Origin of the sequence: Pseudomonas sp. J380, from assembly GCF_009827115.1 — a bacterium.
In the GTDB taxonomy this organism is placed as follows: Bacteria; Pseudomonadota; Gammaproteobacteria; order Pseudomonadales; family Pseudomonadaceae; genus Aquipseudomonas; species Aquipseudomonas paracarnis.
The window spans coordinates 291,178-318,151 of record NZ_CP043060.1 but is presented as its reverse complement, the minus strand read 5'-3'; the positions used below and the strand labels follow the sequence as shown (position 1 = coordinate 318,151).

Sequence of the window (26,974 nt, the reverse complement as noted above, 5' to 3'; positions counted from 1 at the left end):
CCGATCATAGGGCGCCCCGCCCCGCCGGTATAGCCCACTGGCTCAGTAAAGCGGCGCTGATAGAGCAAAGAAGTTGGACCGACTCGACCATTGGTCAATAGCAGGCAACCGCCAGCTGACTAGACTGTCCATTGAGAAGACTGTGTGTGCCCCAAGTGGGCGAAAGGAGGCCCGAATGAGCCTTGCGACAACGATTTTCCTGTTGATCTGTGGTTGGCTGGCCGTCGCCGCCGCCATGCTGTGGGGAGTCATGCGCGTGACGCGCCGGCATCATCACCCCCACGTCAAACCTGCTGCACCTGCAGAACCGCACAAGGCGACGGCGCATCACGCCTAGCCAGGCATGCAATTGAAGTCCTGGGTCGCGGCAATTTCCTTGCCGTGGCCGTCCTCAAGAGACGCGCGCACCGTGGTGCCCAGGCTCGACTCCACCAGGGTGTAGTGCTCACCTGCCTTGAAATGCTTGTACTCGATGCGGCCCTGGCAATCCTGCTGGTTATCATCACCCGGCTCGTCTTCAAATAAAGTCACGTCCAGGCGATGGTCACCCGGGGTCACCTCAAAATAGCGCCCATCGTCCACCCGCTTGCCATCGACACGCTCGGCCATCAGGTCATTCGGCGCTTCTTCCTGCAAGCCGATCCAGGCTTCGCTGGGATCCGCCTTGGGGATCGGGCCGGCGCAGGCCGACAGTAAACAGACAAAGCCTAGGACGGGAACTAACAACAGTGGTTTGAGTGACATGACAGGGCTCCAAAGGGCATGAATGAAAAGTTCGTATCCGATGGCTGACAAGCTTGATGAGCCGCCCTTCCTGGAACAAATGAATCCCTATGAAAGTATCTTCAGCCCTTGACTAAAACTTCCTTCACCTGGCTGAAAGGTGCGTGTTAGGTGGGTCGGTCAAGACTGCCGGGGTTTGCAATCCTGCTCTTCTCGGAGACTCACGCATGCTCGGGCTGGTAAAGACCGCACTGCACAAGCCGTACACCTTCATCGTGCTGGCTATATTCATCTGCATCATCGGGCCGATGGCGGCCCTGCGTACGCCCACGGATGTTTTTCCCGATATCGGCATTCCCGTGGTCGCCGTGGTGTGGCAGTACAACGGCCTGTCTCCGGACGCCATGGCCGGCCGGGTGATCTACACCTACGAACGCTCCCTGAGCACCACCGTCAACGACATCGAACATATCGAGTCGCAATCGTTGCCCGGCATGGGCATCGTCAAGATCTTCTTCCAGCCTGGCGTCGATATCCGTACCGCCAATGCCCAGGTCACGGCGGTGTCACAAACCGTGCTCAAGCAAATGCCACCGGGCATCACCCCGCCGCTGATCCTCAACTACAGCGCTTCCACGGTGCCGATCCTGCAAATGGCGTTCTCCAGCCCCAGCCTTTCGGAAGCCAAAATTCGCGACCTGGTGCAGAACAATATCCGCCTGCCCTTGAGCGCCCTGCCCGGCCTGGCCATGCCCACGCCAATGGGTGGCAAGCAACGGCAGATAACCCTCGACCTCGACCCTCAAGCCCTGGCCGCCAAAGGCTTGTCGGCCCAGGACGTGGGCAACGCCCTGGCGCTGCAGAACCAGATCATCCCGGTGGGCACCGCCAAGCTCGGCCCCAACGAATACACGATCCTGCTCAACAACAGCCCCAAGGCGATTGATGAGCTCAACGACTTGCCGATCAAGACCGTCGACGGTGCGCTGATCACCATCGGCCAAGTGGCCCATGTGCGCGACGGTTCACCACCGCAAACGAATATCGTGCGGGTCGACGGCCATCGCGCCGTGCTGATGCCGGCGCTGAAAAACGGCAGCATTTCCACGCTTTCGATCATCGACGGTATCCGGCAGATGCTGCCGCGCATCAACGAAACCTTGCCACCGTCACTGAAAACCTCGCTGCTGGGCGATGCCTCGGTGTTCGTCAAGCAGTCGGTGGGCAGCGTGGCCCAGGAAGGCATCATTGCCGCACTGCTCACCAGTGTGATGATCCTGCTGTTTCTCGGCAGTTGGCGCTCGACCTTGATCATCGCCGCGTCGATTCCGCTGGCAGTGCTGTCGGCCATCGCGCTGTTGGCCGTCAGTGGGCAAACCCTCAACGTGATGACGTTGGGCGGGCTGGCGTTGGCGGTGGGCATCCTGGTGGACGACGCCACGGTGACCATCGAAAACATCAACTGGCACCTGGAGCAAGGCAAGGCGGTGAAGGCCGCGATTCTCGACGGCGCCGCGCAAATCGTCGGCCCGGCGTTCGTCTCGCTGTTGTGCATCTGCATCGTGTTCGTGCCGATGTTTTTGCTGCAAGGCATCGCCGGTTACCTGTTCCGGCCAATGGCGCTGGCGGTGATCTTTGCCATGGCCAGTTCGTTCATTCTCTCGCGTACCCTGGTGCCGACGCTGGCGATGTATTTGCTCAAACCACATAGGCCGGAGGCAGGCGCGGGGCATCATCCGGAAGATGCATTCATCAATCACCACGAGGGTGAACAGCACTTGAGGCCGCGCAATGCGTTGCTGCAATCGGTGCTGAATTTTCAACAGGGATTCGAACGGCACTTTTCCAATATCCGCGACACCTACCATGGCCTGCTGACGCTGGCGCTGGGCGCACGCAAGCGCTTCATTGCCGGGTTCCTGGCCTGCGTACTCGCGTCGTTCCTGCTGTTGCCGAGCCTGGGCCAGGACTTTTTCCCGGCCACCGATGCGGGTGCCTTGGCCCTGCATGTGCGCTTGCCACTGGGCACGCGCATCGAAGAAAGTGCCGCGGCGTTCGATCGCATCGAAGCACGGATCCGCGAGGTCATCCCCGCCGAAGAACTGGACACCATCGTCGACAATATTGGCATTCCGCTCAGCGGCATCGACATGGCCTACAGCAGCAGCGGCACCATCGGCCCGCAGGACGGTGACATCCAGGTCAGCTTGAAAACGCACCACGCGCCCACCGCCGACTATGTGAAAAAACTGCGTGAAGCCCTGCCGCAAAGTTTCCCCGGCAGCCACTTTGCGTTCCTGCCCGCCGACATCAGCAGCCAGATCCTCAACTTCGGCGCTCCCGCCCCTCTGGACGTCAAAATCTCCGGGCGCAATGACGCGGAAAACCGCGCCTATGCCGTCGAGCTTGAACGGCGCTTGCAACATGTACCGGGGATTGCCGACCTGCGGATCCAGCAGTCCACCGGCTACCCCTCGCTGCAAGTAAACGTGGACCGTATGCGCGCCAATGGCCTGGGCATCACCGAGCGTGACGTCACCAACAGCATGGTCGCCTCCCTCGCCGGCAGCTCGCAAACCGCGCCGACCTTCTGGCTCAACCCGGCCAATGGCGTGTCTTATTCCATCGTCGCTGCCACCCCGCAATACCGTCTCGACAGCCTGCCGTCCCTTGAAGCGCTGCCGGTGACCGGTGCCAATGGCCAGGCGCAAATCCTCGGCGGCGTGGCGACTATTTCCCGGGTACAAAGCCCGGCCGTGGTGACCCACTACAACATCGAACCGACCCTGGACCTGTACGCCAACGTGCAAGGTCGCGACCTCGGCGGTGTGGCCCGCGATGTGCAAAAGGTACTGGATGACACAGCGTCCATGCGCCCCAAAGGCGCGACCATCAGCCTGCACGGGCAGATCGATGCGCTGCATGAGGCGTTCAGTGGTTTGAGCTTCGGACTGCTCGGCGCGGTGGTGCTGATCTACTTGCTGATCGTGGTCAACTTCCAATCATGGGCCGACCCTTTTGTGATCATCACGGCGTTGCCGGCAGCATTGGCGGGCATCGTGTGGATGCTGTTTCTCAGTGGCACCTCGTTGTCGGTGCCAGCACTCACCGGCGCCATCTTGTGCATGGGCGTGGCCACCGCCAACTCGATCCTGGTGGTGAGCTTCTGCCGTGAGCGCCTGGCCGAACATGGCGATGCGTTGAAAGCCGCGCTGGAAGCCGGCTATACGCGCTTTCGCCCGGTGTGCATGACTGCCCTGGCAATGATCATCGGCATGTTGCCCCTGGCCATTTCCGAGGAGCAGAACGCCCCGCTCGGCCGGGCGGTCATCGGTGGCCTGGTCTTCGCCACCATCGCCACTTTGTTGTTTGTTCCCGTGGTCTTCAGCCTGGTCCACGGTCGTCATCCTACTCGCGCAACTGCTGGAGAAACGCCCCATGTCGCCTGATCAAAAACCCTCGCGCAAGCGTCTGATGCTCCTGGGTGTCGGTGGCCTGACGTTGGCTGCCCTGTTAGTCGCCAGCGGCCTGCACGCGCGTACGTTGCACGAGCAGTCGGTCACCGCCTGGACCGAAGCCGCCGCCGTCCCCCAGGTAATGGTGTTCCAACCCAAGCCAAACGCCGGCGGTGACACCCTGCGCCTGCCAGCCCACCTGGACGCATGGAGCAAAGCGGCGATCCATGCGCGGGTCAGCGGCTACTTGAAGGACTGGAAAGTCGACATCGGTGCCCAGGTCAAGGCCGGGCAAATCCTCGCCGAAATCGACAGCCCAGACCTCGACCAACAACTGGCCCAGGCCCATGCCCGCCTGATCCAGCAACAAGCCAATGCACGCCTGGCAGCCACCACGGCGACCCGCTGGCAAAACCTGCTGGCCAGCCATTCGGTATCGCGCCAGGACGCCGATGAGAAAACCTCCAACGCCGCAGCCGCCAAGGCCAACACCGAAGCCGCGGCAGCGGACTACGCACGGCTGTGCGCCCTGGAAAGCTACAAGACCCTTCGAGCGCCATTCGCTGGCACCATCACTGCCCGCAACACGGACATCGGCCAGTTGATCAAGGCCGATAACGCCAGCGATCCGGAACTGTTCAACATTGCCGACACCCACCAATTGCGCTTGTACGTGCCGGTGCCGCAGAACTATGCAGCGGTCATTCATACGGGCCTTGAGGCCGAACTGACCGTTCCCGAGCACCCCGGCGAGCACTTCAAGGCACGCCTGATCGGTGACTCCACTGCCATCGACCGCCGCTCTGGCACCCTGCTCGCCCAGTTCGTTGCCGACAACCCCAACGGCGAACTGCTGCCAGGCGATTACGCCGAAGTCACCCTGCCGATTCCGGCCGATACCCATGGCGTGAGCATCCCGGCCAGCGCCTTGATCTTCCGCGCCCAGGGCACCCAGGTTGCGGTACTGGACGGTCGCAACCATGTGCACCTGCAAGACATTCATATTGGCCTGGACCTCGGCGAGCGCCTGGTGATCGACCAAGGCCTGAAGCCTGCTGACCGCATCATCGACAACCCGCCCGACGCCCTGCGCGAAGGCGACCCGGTGCAACAGGCCGACGCCTCGGGAGGTACGCATGCGCCCAAGGCTTAAGCCGCTGGCGGCACTGATGGTGCTGGCGTTGCAGGGTTGCTCGATGGCGCCCACCTATACGGTGCCATCGATTGACCTGCCCGCCCACTACCGCGAACAAACCAGCGATGGCCCCTGGCACAGCGCGCAACCGTCGGATCAACTGGCGCCCCAGTGGTGGCAGCTTTACAACGATTCGCGCCTGAACGCGCTGCAACAGCAACTGCTCAAGGCCAACCCGGACCTGGCCGCGGCGCTGGCGCATTTCGATGCGTCCCAGGCCTACGCCAGTCAACTGCACGCGGGCCTTTTCCCGCAAATCACCGCCAGCGCGCAACCGCTGCGCCAACGTCAATCGGATTCACGACCGCTACGCGGCACTACACAGCCGTCGGTGTACAACAGCAATACCGCTGGGTTCTCCCTGGGTTACGACCTCGACCTGTGGGGCAGAATCCGCAACCAGGTCGCTGCGGGCGATGCCCAGGCGCAAGCGTCCTTTGATGATCTGGCGGTGGTGCGCCTGAGCCTGCAACAGCAGTTGGCGAGCCTGTATGTGCAGCTCAATGGGCTGGATGCACAGGGCCGAATCCTCAACACGTCGTTGCAGGACTTCAGCCAAGCGTTGCAACTGACCCGCAGCCGTTATGAAGGCCAGATTGCGTCGGAACTGGACCTGACCCGCGCGCAAAACCAACTGGCCGAAGCCAAGGCGCAGCTGGACGAAGTGCGTGGCCAGCGCAACCTCGCCGAGCATGCCATCGGCGAATTGGTGGGCGTGACGGCCAGTGATTTTTCATTGCCGCCCAGCCCGCAGCTAATGGCGTTGCCAAGCATTCCGGCGCAGTTGCCCAGCCACTTGCTGCAGCGTCGTCCAGACATTGCCGCAGCTGAACGTCGTGTGTTTGCGGCCAACGCAACGATCGGCGTGGCCAAGGCGGCGTGGTTCCCGGATTTCAGTTTGACCGGTGTGCTGGGCGGACAGACCCAAGGCGTTGGCAACCTGCTGTCCGCCGGCAACCGGTATTGGGCACTGGGGCCGCTGATGAACCTGCCGATCTTCGATGGCGGACGCTTGAGCGCCAACGAGCGCCAGGCCAAGGCCGAATTCGAGGAAGCCTCGGCACAGTACCGTAGCCACGTATTGAAAGCCGTGCGTGAGGTGGAAGATAACCTCGCGCAACTGCGGGATTTGCAGCAGCAAGCCGAGGACGAACAAGCGGCCGCAGAGGCGGCGCAACATACCCAGGCCTTGGCGATGAACAGCTATCAGGCCGGGGCAGTGAGTTACCTGGACGTGGTCACCGCCCAAACCGCCGCGTTGCAGGCACAGAGAACGTTGCAGGCGGTGCAGACCCGGCAGTTGCAGGCGAGCGTGGGACTTTTGACCGCACTCGGCGGCGGCTGGCAGCCGGGTTAATAGCCTGCTAATGATCGTTCCCACGCTCTGCGTGGGAATGCACCCTGTGACGCTCCGCGTCACGATTTTAAGGGCGGACGCAGAGCGTCCTGAGCGGCGTTCCCACGCGGAGCGTGGGAACGATCAGTTCAGGCGGCTAACTTGCCGCTGGCAATGGCCGCTGAAGCGGCTACCATGGCGCGCAACAACACCGCACACCCTGCCGCCAGGTCATCCGGCGCAGCATTTTCGATTTCGTTGTGGCTGATGCCGCCTTCACACGGTACAAAGATCATCCCCGCCGGGCCCAGCTCAGCGACGAAGATCGCGTCGTGCCCTGCCCCGCTGACGATGTCCATGTTCGACAAGCCCAAGCCATTGGCGGCATCGCGCACCGCCTCCACGCAGCCTTTGTCGAAGTACAGCGGCGGGAAGTCCGCCGTGGGCTGCATGTCGAAACTCAAGCCATGTTTGGCGCAGGTGTCCTCGATCACCTGACGCACCTGGGCAATCATCGAGTCCAGCCGTGCCGGTTCCAGATGACGAAAATCCAGGGTCATGCGCACCTCACCGGGAATCACGTTGCGCGATCCCGGATACGCTTGCAGGCACCCCACCGTGCCGCATGCATGGGGCTGGTGCGCCAACGCCGCCGCGTTCACCGCGGCCACCACCGCTGCCGCGCCTACCAGGGCATCCTTGCGCAAGTGCATGGGTGTAGGGCCGGCATGGGCTTCAACACCGCGCAGCTTCAGGTCAAACCACTTTTGCCCGAGGGCGCCGAGCACCACGCCGATGGTTTTGTGTTCATCCTCCAGAATCGGCCCTTGTTCGATATGGGCCTCGAAATACGCGCCGACCTTATGCCCGCTGACCGGCCGTGTTCCGGCATAACCAATCGCGTTCAACGCCTCCCCCACGCTGACGCCGTCCGTATCGACCTTGGCCAGAGTATCGGCCAGGGTGAACTTCTCGGCAAACACCCCTGAGCCCATCATGCACGGCGGGAAACGCGAGCCTTCTTCGTTGGTCCATACCACCACTTCCAGCGGCGCCTCGGTTTCCACATTCAGGTCGTTAAGGGTGCGCAGCACTTCCACACCGGCCAGCACGCCGAAGCAACCGTCGAACTTGCCGCCGGTGGGCTGGGTGTCGATATGGCTGCCGGTCATCACCGGTGGCAGGTCGGGATTGCGGCCGGGACGGCGCGCAAAGATATTGCCGATGCCGTCGATGGTCACGGTGCAACCCGCCGCTTCACACCACTGCACGAAGAGATCGCGAGCCTTGCGGTCGAGGTCGGTAAGGGCCAGGCGACACACTCCGCCTTTGGGGGTGGCGCCGAGTTTGGCCAGGTCCATCAGCGACTGCCACAGACGGTCGCGGTTGATGTGCTGATGGGTCGATTGCAGAACGTCGAGGGCAGCGTTCATGGGGGGTCTCCTCAAGCTACAGGTTCTTATGAATTGACGCGGTCAACTGTGGTAGCTGGCTTGCCTGCGATGGCGGTGTGTCAGGCGACACGGCTTTAACTGATAGTCCGCTATCGCAGGCAAGCCAGCTCCCACCTCGACCGTGGTTTACAACGGCGCCTTGGCGGTGATCGGGCTCGCCCCGCGCTTGGCGTTCAAGCCGTAATACAACACCCCGCCCAACGCCGAGCCGGTGAACCAGCCGTAGCTGTAGAACCAGCTGAACGCATCGCTGCCCAGCGACAGCAGCGTCAGCACCACCGGTACGCCAAAGGCGACAAAGCCGCTCCAGTTCCAGGCCGGGTACACGTCATCGCGGTACAGGCCGGCCAGGTCCAACTGCTGTCTGCGGGTGATGAAATAGTCCACCACCATGATCCCGGCAATCGGCCCCAGTAGGCTCGAATAACCCAGCAGCCAATTGGAATACACGGTTTCAAGACTCACGTCCGAGACGATCAGCCCGAGTTTTTTCAGCAGTTCATGGGCCATCAGCGCCAGCCCTACCAGGCCGGTGAGGATCACCGCCGTGGTGCGGTTGATCAGCTTGGGCGCGATGTTCTGGAAGTCGTTGGTGGGCGAGACGATGTTCGCCGCAGTGTTGGTGGACAAGGTGGCGACGATGATCAGCGCCATGGCGATGGCCACCCACACCGGGCTCTGAATATGCCCGATCAGACTCACCGGGTCGGAGACGCTGACCCCCACCAGTTTCACCGAGGCGGCGGTCATCACCACGCCGAGGGCAGCGAACAGGAACATGGTCAGCGGCAAGCCGAAAATCTGCCCCAGAATCTGGTCTTTCTGGCTCTTGGCGTAGCGGCTGAAATCTGGAATGTTCAATGACAATGTGGCCCAGAAACCCACCATCGCCGTGAGCCCCGCCATGAAGTAACCGGTGAGGCTGGCGCCTTCGGGGCGCTTGGGTGGGATCGCCATCAACTCGCTGAGGGACACGTTGGGCATCGCCCATACCAGCAGCCCAACCCCCACCGCCACCAACAACGGCGCCGACAAGGTTTCCAGGCGCTTGATCGACTCGGCGCCACGCAGCACCACCCACAGGTTCAAGCACCAGAACAGCATGAAACCGATCACCTCTCCGGTACCGCCGAGGGCTTTCCAGCCGTCGAAAATCGAGCCCAGGAACAGGTGGATCGCCAGCCCGCCGAACATCGTCTGGATACCAAACCAGCCGCAGGCCACCAGCGCGCGGATCAGGCACGGTACGTTGGAGCCGAGGATGCCAAAGGACGAACGCAACAGCACCGGAAACGGAATGCCGTACTTGGTGCCGGGAAACGCGTTGAGGGTCAGCGGGATCAACACCACGATATTGGCCAGCAGGATCGCCATCAGCGCCTCCCCCACCGACAGCCCGAAATACGCCGTGAGCACCCCACCCAGCGTGTAGGTGGGCACGCAGATTGACATGCCGACCCACAGCGCAGTGATGTGCCATTTGTTCCAGGTGCGCTCGTGCACTTTGGTAGGTGCCATATCGTGGTTGTAGCGAGGGCTGTCGAGGACGTCGGGGCCGGCGTCGAGTTCGTACAGGCCGTTGCGCTCGATGACTTGCGATCTGTTCTGTTGCATGGCCGCTCCACGGTTTTTTTAAAATTATTGTTGCTCACCTGCACGCTAGGTTCAGGTGGCCGGAGTACCGCATCAACAACATGACATCCAGGGTTCCGGCCAACTGCCCGTGCACTCAATAACCGTGCCGACAACCGCCTCTGAACCCGCACCGCTTGTATAACTTGCTGATGTTTATCAGCTTTCCAATTGAGCCTGCGCTACTTGCCGCACGCGTCAGGCTAAACAATACGCAAGTTGCCAGAACCTGCAGGTCTCAAACTGGTGCATCACAATTATTTTTATTTCTCGACGCCGTCAAGCGGCATATCTCAAGCGCCTGATTTGCAATAAGAAATATTGAACAGATCAAAAACCTGTCAAGTGCGTCAAAACAGGGTGGGCGTGCTTCATTTTGGTGAAAATAGTATTTTTACCTTATAAATCAATTAGATAAAAACATTAAAGGCTTGATAAAAATCTTCTTGCTCATTCGAAAAACTCGGGCTAGTTTCTATTCCTGTCACCGATGACAGGAATTAACCGACCCTCGGTACGCAGCATTACAACACTTAGAACTGGCACAAGCCGGTCAAGCCTGTGAGGAACTCGACATGTCGCTGTTGATCCGTGGCGCCACCGTTATTACCCATGATGAAAGTTACCGCGCCGATGTGTTATGCGCAGAGGGTCTAATTCGCGCCATTGGCACGAATCTGGATATTCCCGCAGGCTGCGAAATACTCGATGGCAGCGGCCAATACTTGATGCCAGGCGGCATTGACCCCCATACCCATATGCAACTGCCCTTCATGGGCACCGTGGCCAGTGAAGACTTTTTCAGTGGCACGGCGGCAGGCTTGGCCGGTGGTACCACGTCGATCATCGACTTCGTGATTCCCAACCCACAGCAATCGCTGATGGAAGCTTTCCACCAGTGGCGCGGCTGGGCCGAAAAGTCTGCCGCCGACTACGGGTTTCATGTAGCGATCACTTGGTGGAGCGAGCAGGTACGCGAGGAAATGGCCGAGCTGGTCAGCCATCACGGCATCAACAGCTTCAAGCATTTCATGGCCTACAAGAACGCGATCATGGCTGCCGATGACACCTTGGTCGCCAGTTTCGAACGCTGCCTGGAACTCGGCGCGGTGCCCACGGTGCATGCCGAAAATGGCGAGCTGGTGTACCACCTGCAACGCAAGCTGATGGCCCAGGGTATCACCGGGCCGGAGGCCCATCCGCTGTCGCGCCCGTCCCAGGTGGAAGGCGAAGCGGCCAGCCGTGCCATCCGAATTGCCGAGACCATCGGCACGCCGCTGTACCTGGTGCATGTGTCGACGAAGGAAGCCCTGGATGAAATCACCTATGCCCGAGGCAAAGGCCAGGCGGTGTACGGTGAAGTACTCGCCGGCCACCTGTTGCTCGATGACAGCGTGTACCAGCACCCCGACTGGCAGACCGCCGCCGGCTATGTGATGAGCCCGCCATTCCGCCCACGCGGGCACCAAGAGGCGCTGTGGCACGGCCTGCAAGCGGGCAACCTGCACACCACCGCCACCGACCACTGCTGTTTCTGCGCCGAGCAAAAAGCCGCCGGGCGTGACGACTTCAGCAAGATCCCCAACGGTACCGCCGGCATTGAAGACCGCATGGCGCTGCTGTGGCACGAAGGCGTCAATACCGGGCGTCTGTCGATGCAGGAATTTGTCGCGCTGACCTCCACCAACACCGCGAAGATCTTCAACCTCTACCCACGCAAAGGCGCGATACGCGTAGGCGCCGATGCCGACCTGGTGCTATGGGACCCCGAGGGCACGCGGACCATTTCCGCCAAGACCCACCATCAGCAGGTGGACTTCAACATCTTCGAAGGCAAGACCGTGCGCGGCGTGCCCAGCCACACCATCAGCCAGGGCAAGCTGGTGTGGGCCGATGGTGACCTGCGCGCCGAGCGAGGAGCCGGGCGGTATGTGCAGCGGCCGGCGTATCCCTCGGTGTTCGAGCAGTTGAGCAAGCGGGCAGCGCTTTGCAAGCCAGTGGCCGTGAAGCGCTGAGTCCAAAAAAAGCGGACGCGGAGCGTCCAGTGAGGCTTTCCCACGCAGAGCGTGGGAACGATCGCCCATCAGAGGCAGCACCTCAATAACCGTGAGGCCAACACCGTGATCCAGACCCTGACCCACCTCCCCCACCCCCGCGAAGATGGGGCCACCCTCGCCAGCCAGTTCACCGACCTGGCACCGCCCCTCAACGCCCGCCAGGCCCAACTGGAAGCCTCGCGCTGCCTGTACTGCTACGACGCGCCTTGTGTGAATGCGTGCCCCAGCGAGATCGACATCCCTTCATTCATCCGCAATATCCACACCGAGAACGTGCAAGGGGCCGCGCAGAAAATCCTCTCGGCCAACATCCTCGGTGGCAGTTGCGCACGGGTGTGCCCGACGGAAATCCTCTGCCAGCAAGCCTGCGTACGCAATAACGCCGAAGAATGCGCCCCCGTGCTGATCGGCCTGTTGCAACGCTATGCCATCGACAACGCGCACTTCAGCGAACACCCGTTCCAACGCGCCGCGCCCACTGGCAAGCGCATCGCCGTGGTCGGTGCCGGGCCTGCCGGTTTGGCCTGCGCTCACCGCGCCGCCTTGCACGGTCATGACGTGGTGATTTTCGAAGCGCGGGAAAAAGCCGGCGGCCTGAATGAATACGGAATCGCCAAATACAAACTGGTGGACGACTTCGCCCAGAAGGAACTGGATTTCCTCCTGCAGATTGGCGGCATCGAGGTTCGCCACGGCCAACGCCTGGGCGACAACCTGACCTTGAGCGAACTGCACCAGCAATTCGATTCGGTGTTCCTCGGCCTGGGTCTCGCTGCCAGCAAACAGCTGGGCCTGCCCTTTGAGGACGCCCCCGGCCTGCTCGCCGCCACCGACTATATCCGCGAACTGCGCCAGGCCGATGACCTCAGCCAACTGCCCCTGGCCGACCGCTGCATCGTGCTCGGCGCCGGCAACACCGCCATCGACATGGCCGTGCAGATGGCCCGCCTCGGTGCCCGCGATGTCAACCTGGTATACCGCCGTGGCCTGGCCGACATGGGCGCAACCCACCACGAACAGGACATCGCCAAGGCCAATCAAGTACGGCTGTTGACCTGGGCCCAACCCGACGAGGTCCTGCTCGATGACCAAGGCCGCGTACGCGGCATGCGCTTTGCCCGCACCTGCCTGGAAAACGGTCGCCTGCTGCCTACCGGGGAAACCTTCGAACTGGCCGCCGACGCGATCTTCAAGGCGATCGGGCAAGGCTTCGACAACGACGCCCTGCACGATCCGCTGGCCCAGCAACTGCATCGCGTCGGCGAGCGCATCTTCGTCGATGAGCAACTGCGCACCAGCATCCCAGGGGTGTATGCCGGCGGCGATTGCGTCAGCCTCGGCCAGGACCTCACCGTTCAGGCGGTACAACATGGCAAGCGGGCCGCCGAAGCCATGCATGCCCAACTCATGCTGACTGTGGAGGCTGCGTAATGGCCGATCTCTCGATTGTATTCGCCGGTATCAAAGCGCCCAATCCGTTCTGGCTGGCCTCCGCGCCGCCTACCGACAAAGCCTACAACGTGGTGCGCGCCTTCGAGGCCGGCTGGGGTGGCGTCGTGTGGAAAACCCTGGGGGAAGACCCGGCGGCGGTGAACGTGTCGTCGCGTTACTCCGCGCACTATGGCGCCAACCGCGAAGTGCTGGGCATCAACAATATCGAACTGATCACCGACCGTTCCCTGGAGATCAACCTGCGGGAAATCACCCAGGTGAAAAAGGACTGGCCGGACCGCGCACTGATCGTCTCGCTCATGGTGCCTTGTGTCGAAGCGTCCTGGAAAAACATCCTGCCCTTGGTGGAGGCGACCGGCTGCGACGGCATCGAACTGAACTTCGGCTGCCCTCATGGCATGCCCGAACGGGGCATGGGCGCCGCCGTCGGCCAGGTGCCGGAGTACGTGGAGCAAGTGACGCGCTGGTGCAAGACGTATTGTTCGCTGCCGGTGATCGTCAAGCTCACGCCGAACATCACCGACATCCGCGTGGCGGCGCGGGCGGCCTATCGCGGCGGCGCCGATGCGGTGTCGCTGATCAACACCATCAACTCCATCACCAGCGTGGACCTGGAGCGCATGGTCGCCCTGCCAGTGGTCGGTACCCAGAGCACCCATGGCGGTTACTGCGGCTCGGCGGTCAAGCCGATTGCGTTGAACATGGTCGCCGAAATCGCCCGTGACCCACAGACCAACGGCCTGCCGATCTGCGGCATCGGCGGTATCGGCACCTGGCGCGACGCCGCGGAATTCGTCGCCCTGGGCTGCGGCGCGGTGCAGGTGTGCACGGCGGCGATGCTGCATGGGTTTCGCATCGTTGAAGAAATGAAGGATGGCTTGTCGCGCTGGATGGACAGCCAAGGCCATGCCAACCTGCAGGCGTTTTCCGGGCGGGCGGTGGGCAACACCACGGATTGGAAGTACCTGGACATCAACTATCAGGTCATCGCCAAGATAGACCAAGAGGCGTGCATTGGCTGTGGTCGTTGCCATATTGCCTGCGAGGACACCTCGCACCAGGCCATTGCCAGCTTGAAGCAGGCCGATGGCACGCATCTGTATGAGGTGATCGACGATGAGTGCGTGGGCTGCAACCTGTGCCAGATTACCTGCCCGGTGGCCGACTGCATCGAGATGGTGCCGATCGATACCGGCAAGCCGTTTTTGAACTGGACGCAGGACCCGCGCAATCCTTACCGGGAGGCGGTGTAACCCTAGCCCCTCGTTCCCACGCTCCGCGTGGGAACGCATCCTGTGACGCTCCGCGTCACGCTGGCAAGAGCGGACGCGAAGCGTCCAGGGTGGCATTCACACGCGGAGCGTGGGAACCATCAGCTCAAGGCTCCAACCCAATCCCGCGCAAAATCACACCGGTCACGGTCTGAATGGCCTTCTCGAACTGCCTGTCCGACAACGGCTGGTGATCATTCAGAATCTTCACCTGGTGGTCGAAGTCGGCGTAGTGCTGGGTCGAGGCCCAGATCATGTACAGCAAGCTCGAGGGCTCCACCGGCAGGATGCGTTTGTCTTGCACCCATTGGCGAATCTTCGCTTCCTTCATCTTGGCCCAGTCGTACAGGCTTTCATCCAGGGCCTCGCCGAGTGTGGGCGCGCCGTGGATGATTTCATTGGCCCAGACCTTGGAGCCATACGGGCGCGTGCGCGAGCGCTGCATCTTGGCGCGGATGTAGCTGCTGAGCACCACCCGAGGGTCGTCGAAGGTTTCAAAGCTCAGGGCGTCCTGCTTCCACAACTCCAGCAGGTCGAACAGCACCGCGCTGTACAGCTCGCTTTTGGTGGTGAAGTAGTAATGCAGGTTGGAGCGCGGCAGTTGCGCTTCTTCGGCGATGTCGGCCATGGCGGTGCTGCCATAGCCTTTGTTGGCGAAGACCTTCTCCGCCGCCAGCAGGATTTTCTCGACGTTGACCCGACGAATTCCAATCTTGTGATTGCCCATAAGGGCTCCCTGACAACAACACGGCCTAAAGACTACCACCGGCTCTAGATCGGGGCGACAGGCCAAGCCGAAACTTCGTACACTGCCGGCTCCTATCCTCTGATCGGTATTGAACAATGTTGCTCAAGAAGTCCCTGACCGCTGCTGTCCTGTTCACTGCCCTGCTGGGCGCCTCCACGGCGTTTGCCCACGCCCACCTCAAGAGCGCGGAGCCTGCGGCTGACAGCAAAGTCGCCGCACCCAAAGACCTGCGCCTGACCTTCAGCGAAGGCGTCGAAGCCACCTTCACCAAGGTCTCCCTGAGCAAGGACGGCACCGAAATCGCCATCAAGGGCCTGGAAACTCCGGACGCCGACAAGAAGACACTGGTGGTCACGCCTGCCGCTGCGCTGGCAAACGGCACCTATAAAGTCGAATGGCATGCAGTGTCCGTCGACACTCACAAAAGCGAAGGCACTTACAGCTTCAAGGTCGGCCAATAACCCATGGCAACCCTGCTGGTGCTGTGCCGCTTCCTGCACTTTTGCGTCGTGTTGCTAATGTTCGGGGCGTGGGTATTCAGGCCCTGGCTGCTCGGCGCTCATGTGCAGCCGACACTGGACCGGCAATTACTGCGCATCACCCGTGGCCTGGCCGGCTTGGGGCTGCTCACCGGGGTTGTGTGGTTGCTGTTGATCACCGCCAGCATGGCCGGCAGTTGGGAGTCGGCGCTGCAACCGGCCACGGTGCAGTTGGTGCTGGGCAAGACCTTTTTTGGCCAGGTATGGGCCTGGCATCTGCTGCTGAACCTGCTGCTGGTGATCGTGCTGATCAAGCCCTGGCCGGCCTTGCGCTTGCCGCTGCTCGCCCTGTTGCTGGCGACCCTGGCCCCCGTAGGCCATGGCGCCATGCTCGATGGGCTGAGTGGGCGGTTGCTGATCCTTAACCAGGTAGTGCACCTGCTGTGCGTTGGGGCCTGGCTCGGTGGGTTGCTGGTGTTGGTGCTGATCCTCCGGCAGGCGCAAGACCACCACCTGGAGCCGATTCTGCGTCGCTTCAGTGGTGTGGGATATGGCTTGGTCGGCGGCCTGCTGGTAACCGGTCTGATCAACGTGCGCGTGCTCACCGGGCAACTGTGGCCCACGCCGCTGTTCGAGGGCTTCGCCTTGATCCTGCTGATCAAGGTGGGGCTGGTGCTGGGCATGCTGGGGTTGGCGCTGTTGAACCGGTTGCGTATCAAGCGCTGCGAACAACGCCTGGGCAGTTTGAGAGCCAGTGTGATGATGGAGTGGCTGTTGGGCATTGCGGCAGTGGCTGCGGTTTCCCTGCTCGGCACCCTGCCGCCGATGGTCATGGCTGGCTGAAACCTGCGTTGCAATGCAATCAATGTAGGAGCGAGCTTGCTCGCGAAAAACTCACAGGCGCCGCGTTCATTCAGGAAGCACGCGTTATCGTTGACGTTTTTCGCGAGCAAGCTCGCTCCTACAGGGGGCGACCGTGCCGCTGCGTTGAATCGTTTCACCCAAGTCATCGTATAACTTCTGCTTGACATGCCCTCAAAACCTCGCAAATATCGCGCTCAATGTTGTACGACAACGTATGACAAATAATAAAAACAACAAAACAAAGGGAGCCTCACTGTGAGTCAATCCGCCCGTCATTCCTGCACTCGCCTGGGCCTTCTCGGTCTCGGCAGCCTGGCCGTCACCCTGCCGCTGGGTGCCAACGCCGAAGGCTTTATCGACGACGCCAAGGCCACGCTCAACCTGCGTAATGCCTACTTCAATCGCAACTTCACCAACCCGACCAACCCCCAGGGCAAGGCCGAAGAGTGGACGCAGAATTTTATCCTTGATGCCAAGTCCGGCTTTACCCAGGGCACGGTCGGTTTCGGGATTGACGTGCTGGGCCTGTATTCGCAAAAGCTTGATGGCGGCAAAGGCACCGCCGGTACCCAACTGTTGCCGGTGCATGACGATGGCCGCCCCGCCGACAATTTCGGGCGTCTGGGTGTCGCGCTGAAAACCAGGCTGTCGAAGACCGAGTTGAAGGTTGGCGAATGGATGCCAGTGCTGCCGATCTTGCGTTCCGATGATGGCCGCTCCCTGCCCCAGACCTTTCGTGGCGGCCAGGTCACCTCCAATGAAATCGCCGGCCTGACGCTCTACGGTGGCCAGTTTCGCGGCAACAGCCCACGCAACGACGCGAGCATGGAAGACATGTTCATGAACGGCAAAGCCGCGTTCACTTCGGACCGTTTCAACTTCGGCGGCGGCGAATACACTTTCAACGACAAACGTACCCAGGTCGGCCTGTGGTACGCCGAACTGACTGATATCTACCAACAGCAGTACCTCAACCTCACCCACAGCCAGCCGCTGGGAGACTGGACCCTGGGCGCCAACCTCGGGTTCTTCAACGGCAAGGAAGACGGCAGCGCCCTGGCCGGCGACCTCGATAACAAGACCCTGTTCGCCCTGCTCTCGGCCAGATACAACGGCCATACCTTTTATGTTGGCCTGCAAAAACTCAGCGGCGACAGCGCCTGGATGCGCATCAACGGCACCAGCGGCGGCACTCTGGCCAACGACAGCTACAACGCCAGCTACGACAACGCCAAGGAAAAGTCCTGGCAGGTGCGCCACGACTTCAACTTTGTGGTGCTCGGCGTTCCGGGGCTGACCCTGATGAACCGCTATATCAGCGGCAGCAATGTACACACCGGGGCGATCACCGACGGCAAGGAGTGGGGGCGTGAGTCGGAGTTGGCCTACACGGTGCAGAGCGGTGCGCTGAAGAACCTCAATGTGAAGTGGCGCAACTCGACCATGCGTCGGGATTTCAGCAATAACGAGTTCGATGAGAACCGGATTTTTATCAGCTATCCGATTTCGTTGTTGTAGTTCCAAAGGCAAATCCGATCTCTAAGGTGCCACCTATCCATGTGGGAGCTGGCTTGCCTGCGATAGCGGTGGGTCAGTTACCACATCCTTTTCAGACTCACCGCTATCGCAGGCAAGCCAGCTCCCACCTTTGATCTCATGTGCCTGGAAGGACGTTGACAACACCAGGAATCCCTAACACTATTTCCCCATAGTCATACGACAACCTACAACAAAAATCTGGAAGGCCCATGACCACCACCACACCCGCTCCCTTCAACCGTCTGTTGCTCACTGGTGCCGCCGGCGGCCTGGGCAAAGTCCTGCGTGAACGCATGCGTCCTTATGCCCAGGTGCTGCGCCTTTCGGATATCGCTGAAATGGCCCCCGCCACCGACGCTCGCGAAGAGGTACATACCTGCGACCTGGCCGACAAACACGCCGTGCATCAGTTGGTAGAGGGCGTCGACGCCATCCTGCACTTTGGCGGCGTTTCGGTGGAGCGCTCGTTCGAAGAGGTACTGGGCGCGAACATCAGCGGCATTTTCCATATCTACGAAGCCGCCCGCCGCCACGGGGTCAAGCGGGTGATCTTCGCCAGCTCCAATCACGTGATCGGTTTCTACAAACAGGGCGAGCAACTTGACGCCCATTCCCCGCGCCGCCCTGACAGTTACTACGGCCTGTCCAAGTCCTACGGCGAAGACATGGCCAGTTTCTACTTCGACCGCTACGGCATCGAGACCGTGAGCATCCGTATCGGCTCCTCGTTCCCGCAACCGCAGAACCGCCGGATGATGCACACCTGGCTGAGTTTCGACGACCTGACCCAACTGCTCGAACGGGCGCTGTACACGCCCAACGTCGGCCATACCGTGGTGTACGGCATGTCGGCCAACCTCGATACCTGGTGGGACAACCGCTACGCCGCGCACCTGGGCTTTGCCCCCAAGGACAGCTCCGAAGTGTTCCGCGCCCAGGTCGAAGCCCAGCCGCCCGTGGCCGCCGATGACCCGGCCAAGGTCTACCAGGGCGGTGCGTTCTGCGCGGCGGGGCCGTTCGGTGACTGAGTGCCCAGCAACCCAAGGGAATGACTATGCCTGCTGAATTGATTGTCGATGCCCGCAATGCGGTGGGCGAATGCCCGGTGTGGGTGCCCGAAGAAAACGCCCTGTATTGGGTAGATATCCCCAACGGCGGCCTGCAACGCTGGAACGCCGCCACCGGCCATCTGGCGGCGTGGAAAGCCCCAGAGATGCTCGCCTGTATTGCGCGCACCCAGGCAGGCAATTGGGTCGCTGGCATGCAAACCGGCTTCTTCCAACTCACGCCCCACCACGACGGCAGCCTCGACACCCTGCCGCTGGCCAGCATCGAGCATTCGCGCAAGGACATGCGTTTGAACGATGGCCGCTGCGATCGCCAGGGCCGTTTCTGGGCCGGCAGCATGGTGCTGGACATGGGCTTGAATGCCGCCGAAGGCGTCCTTTATCGCTATGGGTCCGGGGCTGCGCCCCACGCGCTACTGGAGGGGTTCATCACCCTCAACGGCCTGGCCTTCAGCCCCGATGGTCGCACGATGTACGCTTCCGATTCGCACCCGAAGGTACAAAAGGTCTGGGCGTTCGACTACGACATCGAGACCGGCACGCCGTCCAATCGCCGCCTATTCATTGATATGAACGACTTCCCCGGACGTCCCGACGGTGCAGCGGTGGACGCCGAGGGCGGTTACTGGATCTGCGCCAACGACGCCGGGTTGGTTCACCGTTTCACCCCCGACGGTCGCCTGGACCGCTCCCTGAGCGTGCCCGTGAAAAAACCCACCATGTGCGCCTTCGGTGGCAGCCGCCTGGACACTCTGTACGTCACCTCCATCCGCGACGACCCGAGTGAACAGTCGCTGTCTGGTGGCGTGTTCGCCCTCAACCCCGGCGTCCAAGGACTGCCCGAACCCCGCTTCATCGTTTAATCGCTGTGCCTTGAATACAACAATAACAAGACAGGAGTGACTTCCATGGACTTCAAACGCACCTTGCTCGCCGCTGCAATCTTCACCCTCAGCAGCGCAGCCCACGCGCTGGAAATCAAGTTCGCCGACATCCACCCCGCTGGCTACCCCACCGTTGTCGCAGAAGAAAACATGGGCAAGGCCCTGACCAAGGCGAGCAACGGCGAGCTGACCTTCAAGTATTTCCCCGGCGGTGTGCTGGGCTCCGAGAAGGAAGTGGTCGAACAGGCCCAGGTCGGCGCCGTGCAAATGACCCGCGTCAGCCTCGGCATCGTCGGCCCGGTGGTGCCGGACGTGAACGTGTTCAACCTGCCGTTCGTATTCCGCGACCAGGCGCATATGCGCAAGGTCATCGATGGCGAGATTGGCGACGAGATCCTCGCCAAGATCACCAACTCCGAGTTCGGCCTGGTGGCCCTGGCCTGGATGGATGGCGGCACGCGCAATCTCTATACCAAGAAACCGGTGCGCAAGATCGAAGACCTCAAGGGCATGAAGATCCGCGTGCAAGGCAACCCGATTTTCATCGAAGCCTTCAACGCCATGGGCGCCAACGGCATTGCCATGGACACCGGCGAGATCTTCAGCGCCCTGCAGACCGGGGTCATCGACGGCGCGGAAAACAACCCGCCGACCTTGCTGGAACACAACCACTTCCAGAACGCCAAGTACTACACCCTCACCGAACACCTGATCCTGCCTGAACCCATCGTGATGTCGAAAATCACCTGGAACAAGCTCGACCCCGCCCAGCAGGACATGGTCAAGGCCGCCGCCAAGGCCGCCCAGGCTGATGAGCGCGTGCTCTGGGACGCCAAGTCCGCCAGCAGTGAAGAGAAACTCAAGAAGGCCGGCGTGGAGTTCATCACTGTCGACAAAAAGCCCTTCTATGAGGCCACTGCGGCGGTGCGTGCCAAATACGGTGCGCCGTATGCGGACATGATCAAGCGCATCGACGCGGTTCAATAACCTCCCCTGCCCCTGCATAAGGCCCGGCGCGGTCGGCATCGACGCGCCCGGTCACGGTGAACGCCATGAAGACTTTACTGCTGCGCTTCAATGACCGCCTTTACATGACCTGCATCTGGGTAGCCGGTCTTTCCGTCCTGGGGGTCGCCTTGATCATTCCCTGGGGTATCTTCACCCGCTACGCCCTCGGCACCGGTTCCAGCTGGCCGGAGCCCACCGCCATCCTGCTGATGCTGGTGTTCACCTTTATCGGCGCCGCTGCCAGTTATCGTGCCGGTGCGCACATGTCGGTAGCGATGATCACTGACCGCTTGCCGCCTGTCCAACGCCGCCTCGTCGGCATCCTCTCGCAACTGCTGATGGGCACCATCTGCGTGTTCATGACGATTTGGGGCACCAAGCTGTGCCTGTCCACCTGGAACCAATTCATGAGCGCCATCCCTACCCTGCGCGTAGGCATCACCTATATGCCGATCCCGATTGGCGGCGTGCTGACCCTGGTGTTCGTGGTCGAAAAGCTGCTGCTCGGTGATCAGAGCAACCGCAAGGTGGTGCGTTTCGACCTGGTTGAAGAAAACGAAGGGGCCGCCTGATATGGACGCATTGATTCTGTTGGGCAGCTTTGTTGTATTGATTCTGATCGGCATGCCGGTGGCCTATGCATTGGGGCTGTCGGCGCTGATTGGCGCGTGGTGGATCGACATCCCGTTCCAGGCCCTGATGATTCAGATTGCCGGTGGGGTGAACAAGTTTTCGCTGATGGCGATTCCGTTCTTCGTGCTGGCCGGGGCGATCATGGCCGAGGGCGGTATGTCGCGGCGCCTGGTGGCCTTTGCCGGGGTGCTGGTGGGCTTTGTGCGTGGCGGGTTGTCCCTGGTCAACATCATGGCTTCGACGTTTTTTGGCGCGATTTCCGGCTCATCCGTGGCCGATACCGCCTCGGTCGGCTCGGTGCTGATTCCGGAAATGGAACGGCGGGGTTATCCGCGCGAATTCGCCACCGCCGTGACCGTCAGCGGTTCGGTGCAGGCGCTGCTGACGCCGCCCAGCCATAACTCGGTGCTGTACTCCCTGGCGGCAGGCGGTACCGTCTCCATCGCCTCGCTGTTCATGGCCGGTGTGGTGCCGGGCCTGTTAATGAGCGCGTGCCTGATGGTGCTCTGCCTGATCTTCGCGAAAAAGCGCGACTACCCCAAAGGCGAAGTCATCCCCTTGAAGCAGGCGCTGAAGATCGCCGCCGATGCGCTCTGGGGCTTGATGGCCATGGTGATCATCCTCGGCGGCATCCTCTCGGGCATCTTCACCGCCACCGAGTCGGCGGCGATTGCGGTGTTGTGGGCATTCTTCGTGACCATGTTCATCTACCGCGACTACAAATGGCGCGAGCTGCCCAAGCTGATGCATCGCACGGTGCGCACCATTTCCATCGTGATGATCCTGATCGCCTTCGCCGCCAGCTTCGGCTACATCATGACCCTGATGCAGATCCCGGCGAAGATCACCACGCTGTTCCTGACCCTGTCGGACAACCGCTACGTGATCCTGATGTGCATCAACGTCATGCTGTTGTTGCTCGGCACGGTGATGGACATGGCGCCGCTGATTCTGATCCTCACGCCTATCCTGATGCCGGTGATCCTGGGCATCGGCGTCGACCCGGTCCACTTCGGCATGATCATGCTGGTGAACCTGGGTATCGGCCTGATTACCCCGCCGGTGGGCGCGGTGCTGTTTGTCGGCGCGGCGGTGGGCAAGACCAGCATCGAGAAAACCGTAAAGGCCCTGCTGCCGTTTTATGCGGTGTTGTTCTTGGTGCTGATTGCGGTGACCTACGTTCCGGCGTTGTCGCTGTGGTTGCCCCATTTGGTGCTGTAAAGGCAAACCAATGTGGGAGCTGGCTTGCCTGCGATAGCGATCTGTCAGTCAACGCATTCGTGACTAATACACCGCTATCGCAGGCAAGCCAGCTCCCACAGTTGAATCCTCAGTGTTTGTTTTGACTTCACTAGGCAGGTCAATCGTGATTGAGCTTACAGATCAATTCACCCATCTGGTGCTCGCCCCCGCCATCGGCGGCAGCCTCGTCAACTGGACGGTACGCGACACCGGGCAACCGCTATTGCGGCACAGCGACAAGCACGCGATCAATACCGGGCTGCCGGGCAAGCTGGGCTGCTATCCATTAGCGCCCTGGTCCAACCGCATCGCCCACGGCGGCTTCGACAACCCCGGGGGCTGGCTGGCACTGGCACCCAATAGCCTCACTGACCCTTTTCCGATTCACGGTTCGGCCTGGCAGCAGGCATGGCAGGTGACAAGCCAGTCAGAACATGAAGTGGTGTTGGAGCTGCGCTGCGAAACGCCCTTCGCCTATCACGCCCGCCAGCGGTTTCGCTTGAACAACGGTGAGTTGAATATCCAATTGTGTGTGACTCACCTGGCCGAGCAACCCGCGTGGCATGGGCTGGGCTTGCATCCGTACTTGCCGCGCCGGCCGGGTACGCGGCTGCAGGCCAAGGCTAGGCAAGTGTGGATGAGTGACGCGGCCAAGCTGCCCACGAGGCTGGAACCTGTTCCCGAAGCCTGGGATTTCCGGCAACTCAAAGGATTGCCAGAGGGGCTGGTGGACAACGGCTTTTGCGGCTGGGATGGGCACTGCGTGATCGAACAACCGGAGCTTGGCTACTGCCTCGAATGCCAGGCCAGCGGCGCCGATTACTTCCTGCTGTACTGCCCGCCGGGGTTGGAGTTTTTCTGCATCGAGCCGGTGAGCCATCCGGTGAATGCCCATCACCTGGCGGGCAAGCCTGGCCTGAAGCTGCTGGAGCAAGGGCAGTCAACCCACCTGGCATTCAACCTGAAATGCACTCCAAATGCCTGAACTGTAGGAGCGAGCTTGCTCGCGAAAAACTCACAGGCGCCGCGTTCATTCAGAAAACACGCGTTATTGTTGACGTTTTTCGCGAGCAAGCTCGCTCCTACAGTCAGAGGATGCGTCAACGTCAGGGTGGGCTGTTTTTCAGGCGCCCTGCTGTATCGATACTCACCACCACCGACAACCCCGGCCGCAAGCGCTCACTCTCGGCCTGGTCCGGGTCCACGGTGATGCGCACGGGCACCCGCTGGGCGATCTTGACGAAGTTGCCGGTGGCGTTGTCCGCCTGCAACAGGCTGAACTCGGAACCGGTGGCCGGGGAAATATGCTGCACCGTGCCATGGAATTTGCGGTGGTTCAGCGCATCCACGGTGAACGTCACCGGCTGGCCGACCTGCACATTGTCCATCTGGGTTTCTTTCATATTGGCAATCACCCACAACTGCTTGGGCACCAGCGCCATCAGTTGCGCGCCGGAATTGACGTAGGCGCCCAGGCGCACGCCGATCTGCCCGAGCTGACCATCCCGTGGCGCCGTGATGCGTGTATTGGACAGGTCAATGCGCGCCAACTCCACCGCCGCCTCGGCACTCGCGACAGCTGCCTCCAGGGAGCCGCGGTTGACGATTACCGTCTGCAAATCCTGGCGGGCGATTTCCAGGCTGGCCTGGGCCTGGGCCACGGCAGCGATGGTCTGTGCGTTGGCCGCACGGGTCACGTCCAGTTCGCGTTTGGACACCGAACCATCGCTGATCAGTTCTTCATTGCGGCGCAAATCCGCAGTGCTCTTGCGTGCCTGGGCCTGACTGTCGACCAGCGCGGCCTGGCGCAGCTTGATGGTCGCTTCGGCGCTGTTGCGTTGCTGCACCACGTTGGCCAACGAGGCCTTCTGCACCGCCAGTTGCGCCAGGGCCTGGTCGAGGCGTTGCTTGTAGATACGGTCATCCAGGCGCACCAGCAGGTCGCCGGTCTTGACGTACTGGAAGTCCTGCACCGGCACTTCGAACACATAGCCGCTGAGCTGCGGGCCGATAATCGTCACCTGCCCACGCACCAAAGCGTTCTCGGTGGTTTCCACCGCACTGCTGAACGGCGGCAGTTGCCAGGCGTACAGCACGATCAGCACACCGATGATGGCGATGGCGGCAAAGCCCAGGGACGAGATGATGCGCACGCGCAAGGGCCGCAATTGGGTAGGCACTGCGCCCGGGGGCGTGCTGCCTTCCGGCGTGGCGGCGATGGCGGTCGTGGTGGTGGTTGAAGGTTCAGTCATGAAGTTGCGCCGCTGGGTTGAACAGGAGGAATTGCCTTGGTGGTGCTCATCAACCACAGACTGCGGGTGAAGATCCACAGCATGGTCAGGATCGCGATAATCGCGATCAGCATGAAGACATCGTTGTAAGCCATGACGTTCGCCTCGCGGGTGGCCGCCGTGGCCAGGCTGCGGATGCCCATGAGGTTACGCAGTTCCGGGTCAGCGACGATCTTGCCATAGGCCGCCCCACCACTCTGCACCCGCGCCGCCACAAGCGGGTCAATCAGGGTCAGGTGCTCGACGATCATGCTCGAATGGTACTTCTCGCGCACGATCTGGAAAGTGCCCAGCAACGCCGCACCGATCAGGCCGCCGAGGTTCTGGCAGATCCCGAACATCACCGAGAAGCTCACCAGGTTGCGCGGGTTGGTCAGTACGTTTTTGGTGCCCAGCACCATGGTTGGCCCCAGGAAGAACGTACCGCCGAAGCCTAGCAGGAACTGGCTGATATAGAGGTTCTGCGGGCGGGTCAGGTTGCTGGAAAAACTGTCCATCACCGAACCGGTCGCCATCAGCGCCAGGGAAATGATCAGCGGCATCAGCAAATGCGCCGGGTTGATCGTCAGCGCGCTGACCACCAGCCCGGCAATCGCCCCGGCCAGCATCACCACGTACAGGGTGTGCATCTGCTGGTAGCTCATGTTCAACATCTGCATGAACCCCACCGCACCGGTGGATTGCTCGGACAGCACCATGCGAATCAGCACCACCGCCAACGCCAGGCGGATCATCACGCCGCTGCCCAGCCAGCGCGTCATCAGCATCGGGTTGCTGCGGTTATGCTCGATGGCGAGCCCCGCCATGATCAGCACCAGGGAACAGGCCGAGGCCACGCCGATCCACGGCGCTTCCAGCCACCAGTCAATACGCCCCAGGGACAGCACCGCACAGAGCAACGCCACGCCGCTGGCGAGGATGGCGAAGGTGAGGAAGTCGAGTTTTTCAAAGGTCTTGAAGCGATCGCCCGGCGGCAGCTTGAGCAGGAACACGCAGCCCAGGCAGATCAGCGCCAGGCCCAGTTCGAACAAATACAGCCCGCGCCATTCAGCGATTTGCAGCAAGTCTTCGGAGAACAGCCGCGCCAGGGGCAGCGCCAATTGTGCGGTACCCAGCCCCAACACCAAAGCTTTCAACCGCCACTTGGCCGGGAATGCCTGGATCATGTAGTACAAGCCCAACGAACTCAGCGCCGCACCCACCATGCCATGGGCGGCCCGTACCGCAATCGCCGAACTGAGGTCATTGACGAACAAGTGGCCGAAGGTCACCAGCGCGTAGAGCACCAGGAACACCTCGGTAAACGCGCGCAGGCCGAACTGCTGGCGAAACTTTACCAGCAGCAGGTTCATGCACACGTTGGTCATTACATAGGCGGCGGGCAGCCAGGCCATTTCCGCGGTGGTCGCGCCCAGGGCGCCTTGCAGGTATTGCAGGTTGGCGATGACCAGGGCGTTACCCAAGCCGCCGGTGATTGCCACCAGCACGCCGACCAGCGCGAAAAGCCAGCGCTTACGCGTAGGGTGCAGCGGCGTCGACGGCGAGCCAGGCAGGCTCGGCCGCTCGTGGGGTTGCCAGGTGTGGGGGGTGTATTTATCCATTCGGTGACCTTGGTAAGCCGGGGTGCAAGGCCGGTGAATCCGT

22 protein-coding genes are annotated in these 26,974 nt (G+C 61.4%); 16 read left to right on the top strand and 6 right to left on the bottom strand.

Annotated features, from left to right (window positions below; genetic code table 11):
• Nucleotides 1-175 precede the first annotated feature (175 nt).
• A complete protein-coding gene (locus tag FXO12_RS28690; protein ID WP_164919344.1) occupies nucleotides 176-337 on the top strand; it encodes a hypothetical protein in 162 nt (53 codons plus the stop codon).
• Here the strand turns inward: FXO12_RS28690 and FXO12_RS01665 are convergent.
• Nucleotides 334-744 (bottom strand): hypothetical protein, encoded by a 411-nt coding sequence (locus tag FXO12_RS01665; protein ID WP_034127951.1) that lies wholly within the window; start codon nucleotides 742-744, stop codon nucleotides 334-336. The two genes, FXO12_RS28690 and FXO12_RS01665, sit on opposite strands and share 4 nt — an antisense overlap.
• Nucleotides 745-950: 206 nt before the next feature.
• On the opposite strand from FXO12_RS01665, the gene FXO12_RS01660 reads away from it, so the two are divergent.
• From FXO12_RS01660 to FXO12_RS01650, 3 genes are read left to right on the top strand one after another with little or no spacing between them, the layout of a single operon-like run.
• Nucleotides 951-4,172 (top strand): efflux RND transporter permease subunit, encoded by a 3,222-nt coding sequence (locus FXO12_RS01660; RefSeq protein WP_057974950.1) that lies wholly within the window; start codon nucleotides 951-953, stop codon nucleotides 4,170-4,172.
• Nucleotides 4,162-5,331, top strand: a complete 1,170-nt coding sequence (locus FXO12_RS01655) for an efflux RND transporter periplasmic adaptor subunit (protein WP_057974951.1) — start codon at nucleotides 4,162-4,164, stop codon at nucleotides 5,329-5,331. Before FXO12_RS01660 ends, FXO12_RS01655 begins: the two co-directional genes overlap by 11 nt.
• Entirely contained in the window at nucleotides 5,315-6,730 is a 1,416-nt protein-coding gene (locus FXO12_RS01650) for an efflux transporter outer membrane subunit (protein ID WP_057974952.1), read from the top strand. Before FXO12_RS01655 ends, FXO12_RS01650 begins: the two co-directional genes overlap by 17 nt.
• Nucleotides 6,731-6,858: 128 nt before the next feature.
• Here the strand turns inward: FXO12_RS01650 and FXO12_RS01645 are convergent, their stop codons facing one another.
• Together FXO12_RS01645 and FXO12_RS01640 are read right to left on the bottom strand one after the other, a co-directional pair.
• Complete coding sequence (locus FXO12_RS01645; protein WP_057974953.1) at nucleotides 6,859-8,142, bottom strand: Zn-dependent hydrolase; 1,284 nt, start codon at nucleotides 8,140-8,142, stop codon at nucleotides 6,859-6,861.
• Between the two features lie 147 nt (nucleotides 8,143-8,289).
• The gene (locus tag FXO12_RS01640; protein WP_057974954.1) at nucleotides 8,290-9,777 is read right to left on the bottom strand and encodes an NCS1 family nucleobase:cation symporter-1; all 1,488 of its coding nucleotides are present in this window, start codon (nucleotides 9,775-9,777) and stop codon (nucleotides 8,290-8,292) included.
• Between the two features lie 593 nt (nucleotides 9,778-10,370).
• Between FXO12_RS01640 and hydA the strand changes: the two genes are divergently transcribed.
• The 3 genes from hydA (at nucleotide 10,371) to preA (ending at nucleotide 14,557) form a co-directional block, all read left to right on the top strand.
• Nucleotides 10,371-11,810: a dihydropyrimidinase gene (hydA, locus tag FXO12_RS01635; protein WP_057974955.1), complete on the top strand. Its 1,440-nt coding sequence runs from the start codon at nucleotides 10,371-10,373 to the stop codon at nucleotides 11,808-11,810.
• 105 nt (nucleotides 11,811-11,915) lie between these two features.
• Nucleotides 11,916-13,283, top strand: coding sequence for an NAD(P)-dependent oxidoreductase (locus tag FXO12_RS01630; RefSeq protein WP_057975026.1), 1,368 nt, complete (start codon nucleotides 11,916-11,918; stop codon nucleotides 13,281-13,283).
• On the top strand, nucleotides 13,283-14,557 hold the full coding sequence (preA, locus tag FXO12_RS01625; protein ID WP_034127958.1) for an NAD-dependent dihydropyrimidine dehydrogenase subunit PreA: 1,275 nt from the start codon (nucleotides 13,283-13,285) through the stop codon (nucleotides 14,555-14,557). Before FXO12_RS01630 ends, preA begins: the two co-directional genes overlap by 1 nt.
• Nucleotides 14,558-14,681: 124 nt before the next feature.
• Here preA and FXO12_RS01620 read toward each other — a convergent pair whose 3' ends face one another.
• On the bottom strand, nucleotides 14,682-15,302 hold the full coding sequence (locus tag FXO12_RS01620) for a TetR/AcrR family transcriptional regulator (protein ID WP_014719000.1): 621 nt from the start codon (nucleotides 15,300-15,302) through the stop codon (nucleotides 14,682-14,684).
• A 116-nt stretch (nucleotides 15,303-15,418) separates the two neighbouring features.
• On the opposite strand from FXO12_RS01620, the gene copC reads away from it, so the two are divergent.
• The 9 genes from copC to FXO12_RS01575 all read left to right on the top strand — a co-directional run bounded on the left by copC (nucleotide 15,419) and on the right by FXO12_RS01575 (nucleotide 24,024).
• On the top strand, nucleotides 15,419-15,784 hold the full coding sequence (gene copC, locus FXO12_RS01615; RefSeq protein ID WP_034127959.1) for a copper homeostasis periplasmic binding protein CopC: 366 nt from the start codon (nucleotides 15,419-15,421) through the stop codon (nucleotides 15,782-15,784).
• A gap of 3 nt (nucleotides 15,785-15,787) precedes the next feature.
• Nucleotides 15,788-16,645 (top strand): copper homeostasis membrane protein CopD, encoded by an 858-nt coding sequence (gene copD / locus FXO12_RS01610; RefSeq protein ID WP_057974956.1) that lies wholly within the window; start codon nucleotides 15,788-15,790, stop codon nucleotides 16,643-16,645.
• 276 nt (nucleotides 16,646-16,921) lie between these two features.
• A complete protein-coding gene (locus FXO12_RS01605) occupies nucleotides 16,922-18,184 on the top strand; it encodes an OprD family porin (RefSeq protein WP_034127961.1) in 1,263 nt (420 codons plus the stop codon).
• A 230-nt stretch (nucleotides 18,185-18,414) separates the two neighbouring features.
• On the top strand, nucleotides 18,415-19,233 hold the full coding sequence (locus FXO12_RS01600) for an NAD(P)-dependent oxidoreductase (protein ID WP_054898252.1): 819 nt from the start codon (nucleotides 18,415-18,417) through the stop codon (nucleotides 19,231-19,233).
• A gap of 26 nt (nucleotides 19,234-19,259) precedes the next feature.
• Nucleotides 19,260-20,135, top strand: a complete 876-nt coding sequence (locus tag FXO12_RS01595) for an SMP-30/gluconolactonase/LRE family protein (RefSeq protein ID WP_057974957.1) — start codon at nucleotides 19,260-19,262, stop codon at nucleotides 20,133-20,135.
• Nucleotides 20,136-20,180: 45 nt separating this feature from the next.
• Nucleotides 20,181-21,143: a TRAP transporter substrate-binding protein gene (locus FXO12_RS01590; protein ID WP_003192291.1), complete on the top strand. Its 963-nt coding sequence runs from the start codon at nucleotides 20,181-20,183 to the stop codon at nucleotides 21,141-21,143.
• A gap of 65 nt (nucleotides 21,144-21,208) precedes the next feature.
• Complete coding sequence (locus tag FXO12_RS01585) at nucleotides 21,209-21,736, top strand: TRAP transporter small permease (RefSeq protein WP_054898249.1); 528 nt, start codon at nucleotides 21,209-21,211, stop codon at nucleotides 21,734-21,736.
• A 1-nt stretch (nucleotide 21,737) separates the two neighbouring features.
• Complete coding sequence (locus FXO12_RS01580; protein ID WP_032903436.1) at nucleotides 21,738-23,018, top strand: TRAP transporter large permease; 1,281 nt, start codon at nucleotides 21,738-21,740, stop codon at nucleotides 23,016-23,018.
• A gap of 145 nt (nucleotides 23,019-23,163) precedes the next feature.
• Complete coding sequence (locus tag FXO12_RS01575) at nucleotides 23,164-24,024, top strand: aldose 1-epimerase (RefSeq protein WP_057974958.1); 861 nt, start codon at nucleotides 23,164-23,166, stop codon at nucleotides 24,022-24,024.
• A 121-nt stretch (nucleotides 24,025-24,145) separates the two neighbouring features.
• Here FXO12_RS01575 and FXO12_RS01570 read toward each other — a convergent pair whose 3' ends face one another.
• Together FXO12_RS01570 and FXO12_RS01565 are read right to left on the bottom strand one after the other, a co-directional pair.
• Nucleotides 24,146-25,291 carry an HlyD family secretion protein gene (locus FXO12_RS01570; RefSeq protein ID WP_003192298.1) on the bottom strand — a complete coding sequence of 382 codons (1,146 nt, stop codon included), beginning with the start codon at nucleotides 25,289-25,291 and terminating at the stop codon, nucleotides 24,146-24,148.
• Nucleotides 25,288-26,931, bottom strand: coding sequence for an MFS transporter (locus FXO12_RS01565; RefSeq protein ID WP_034127966.1), 1,644 nt, complete (start codon nucleotides 26,929-26,931; stop codon nucleotides 25,288-25,290). Before FXO12_RS01565 ends, FXO12_RS01570 begins: the two co-directional genes overlap by 4 nt.
• Nucleotides 26,932-26,974 lie beyond the last annotated feature (43 nt).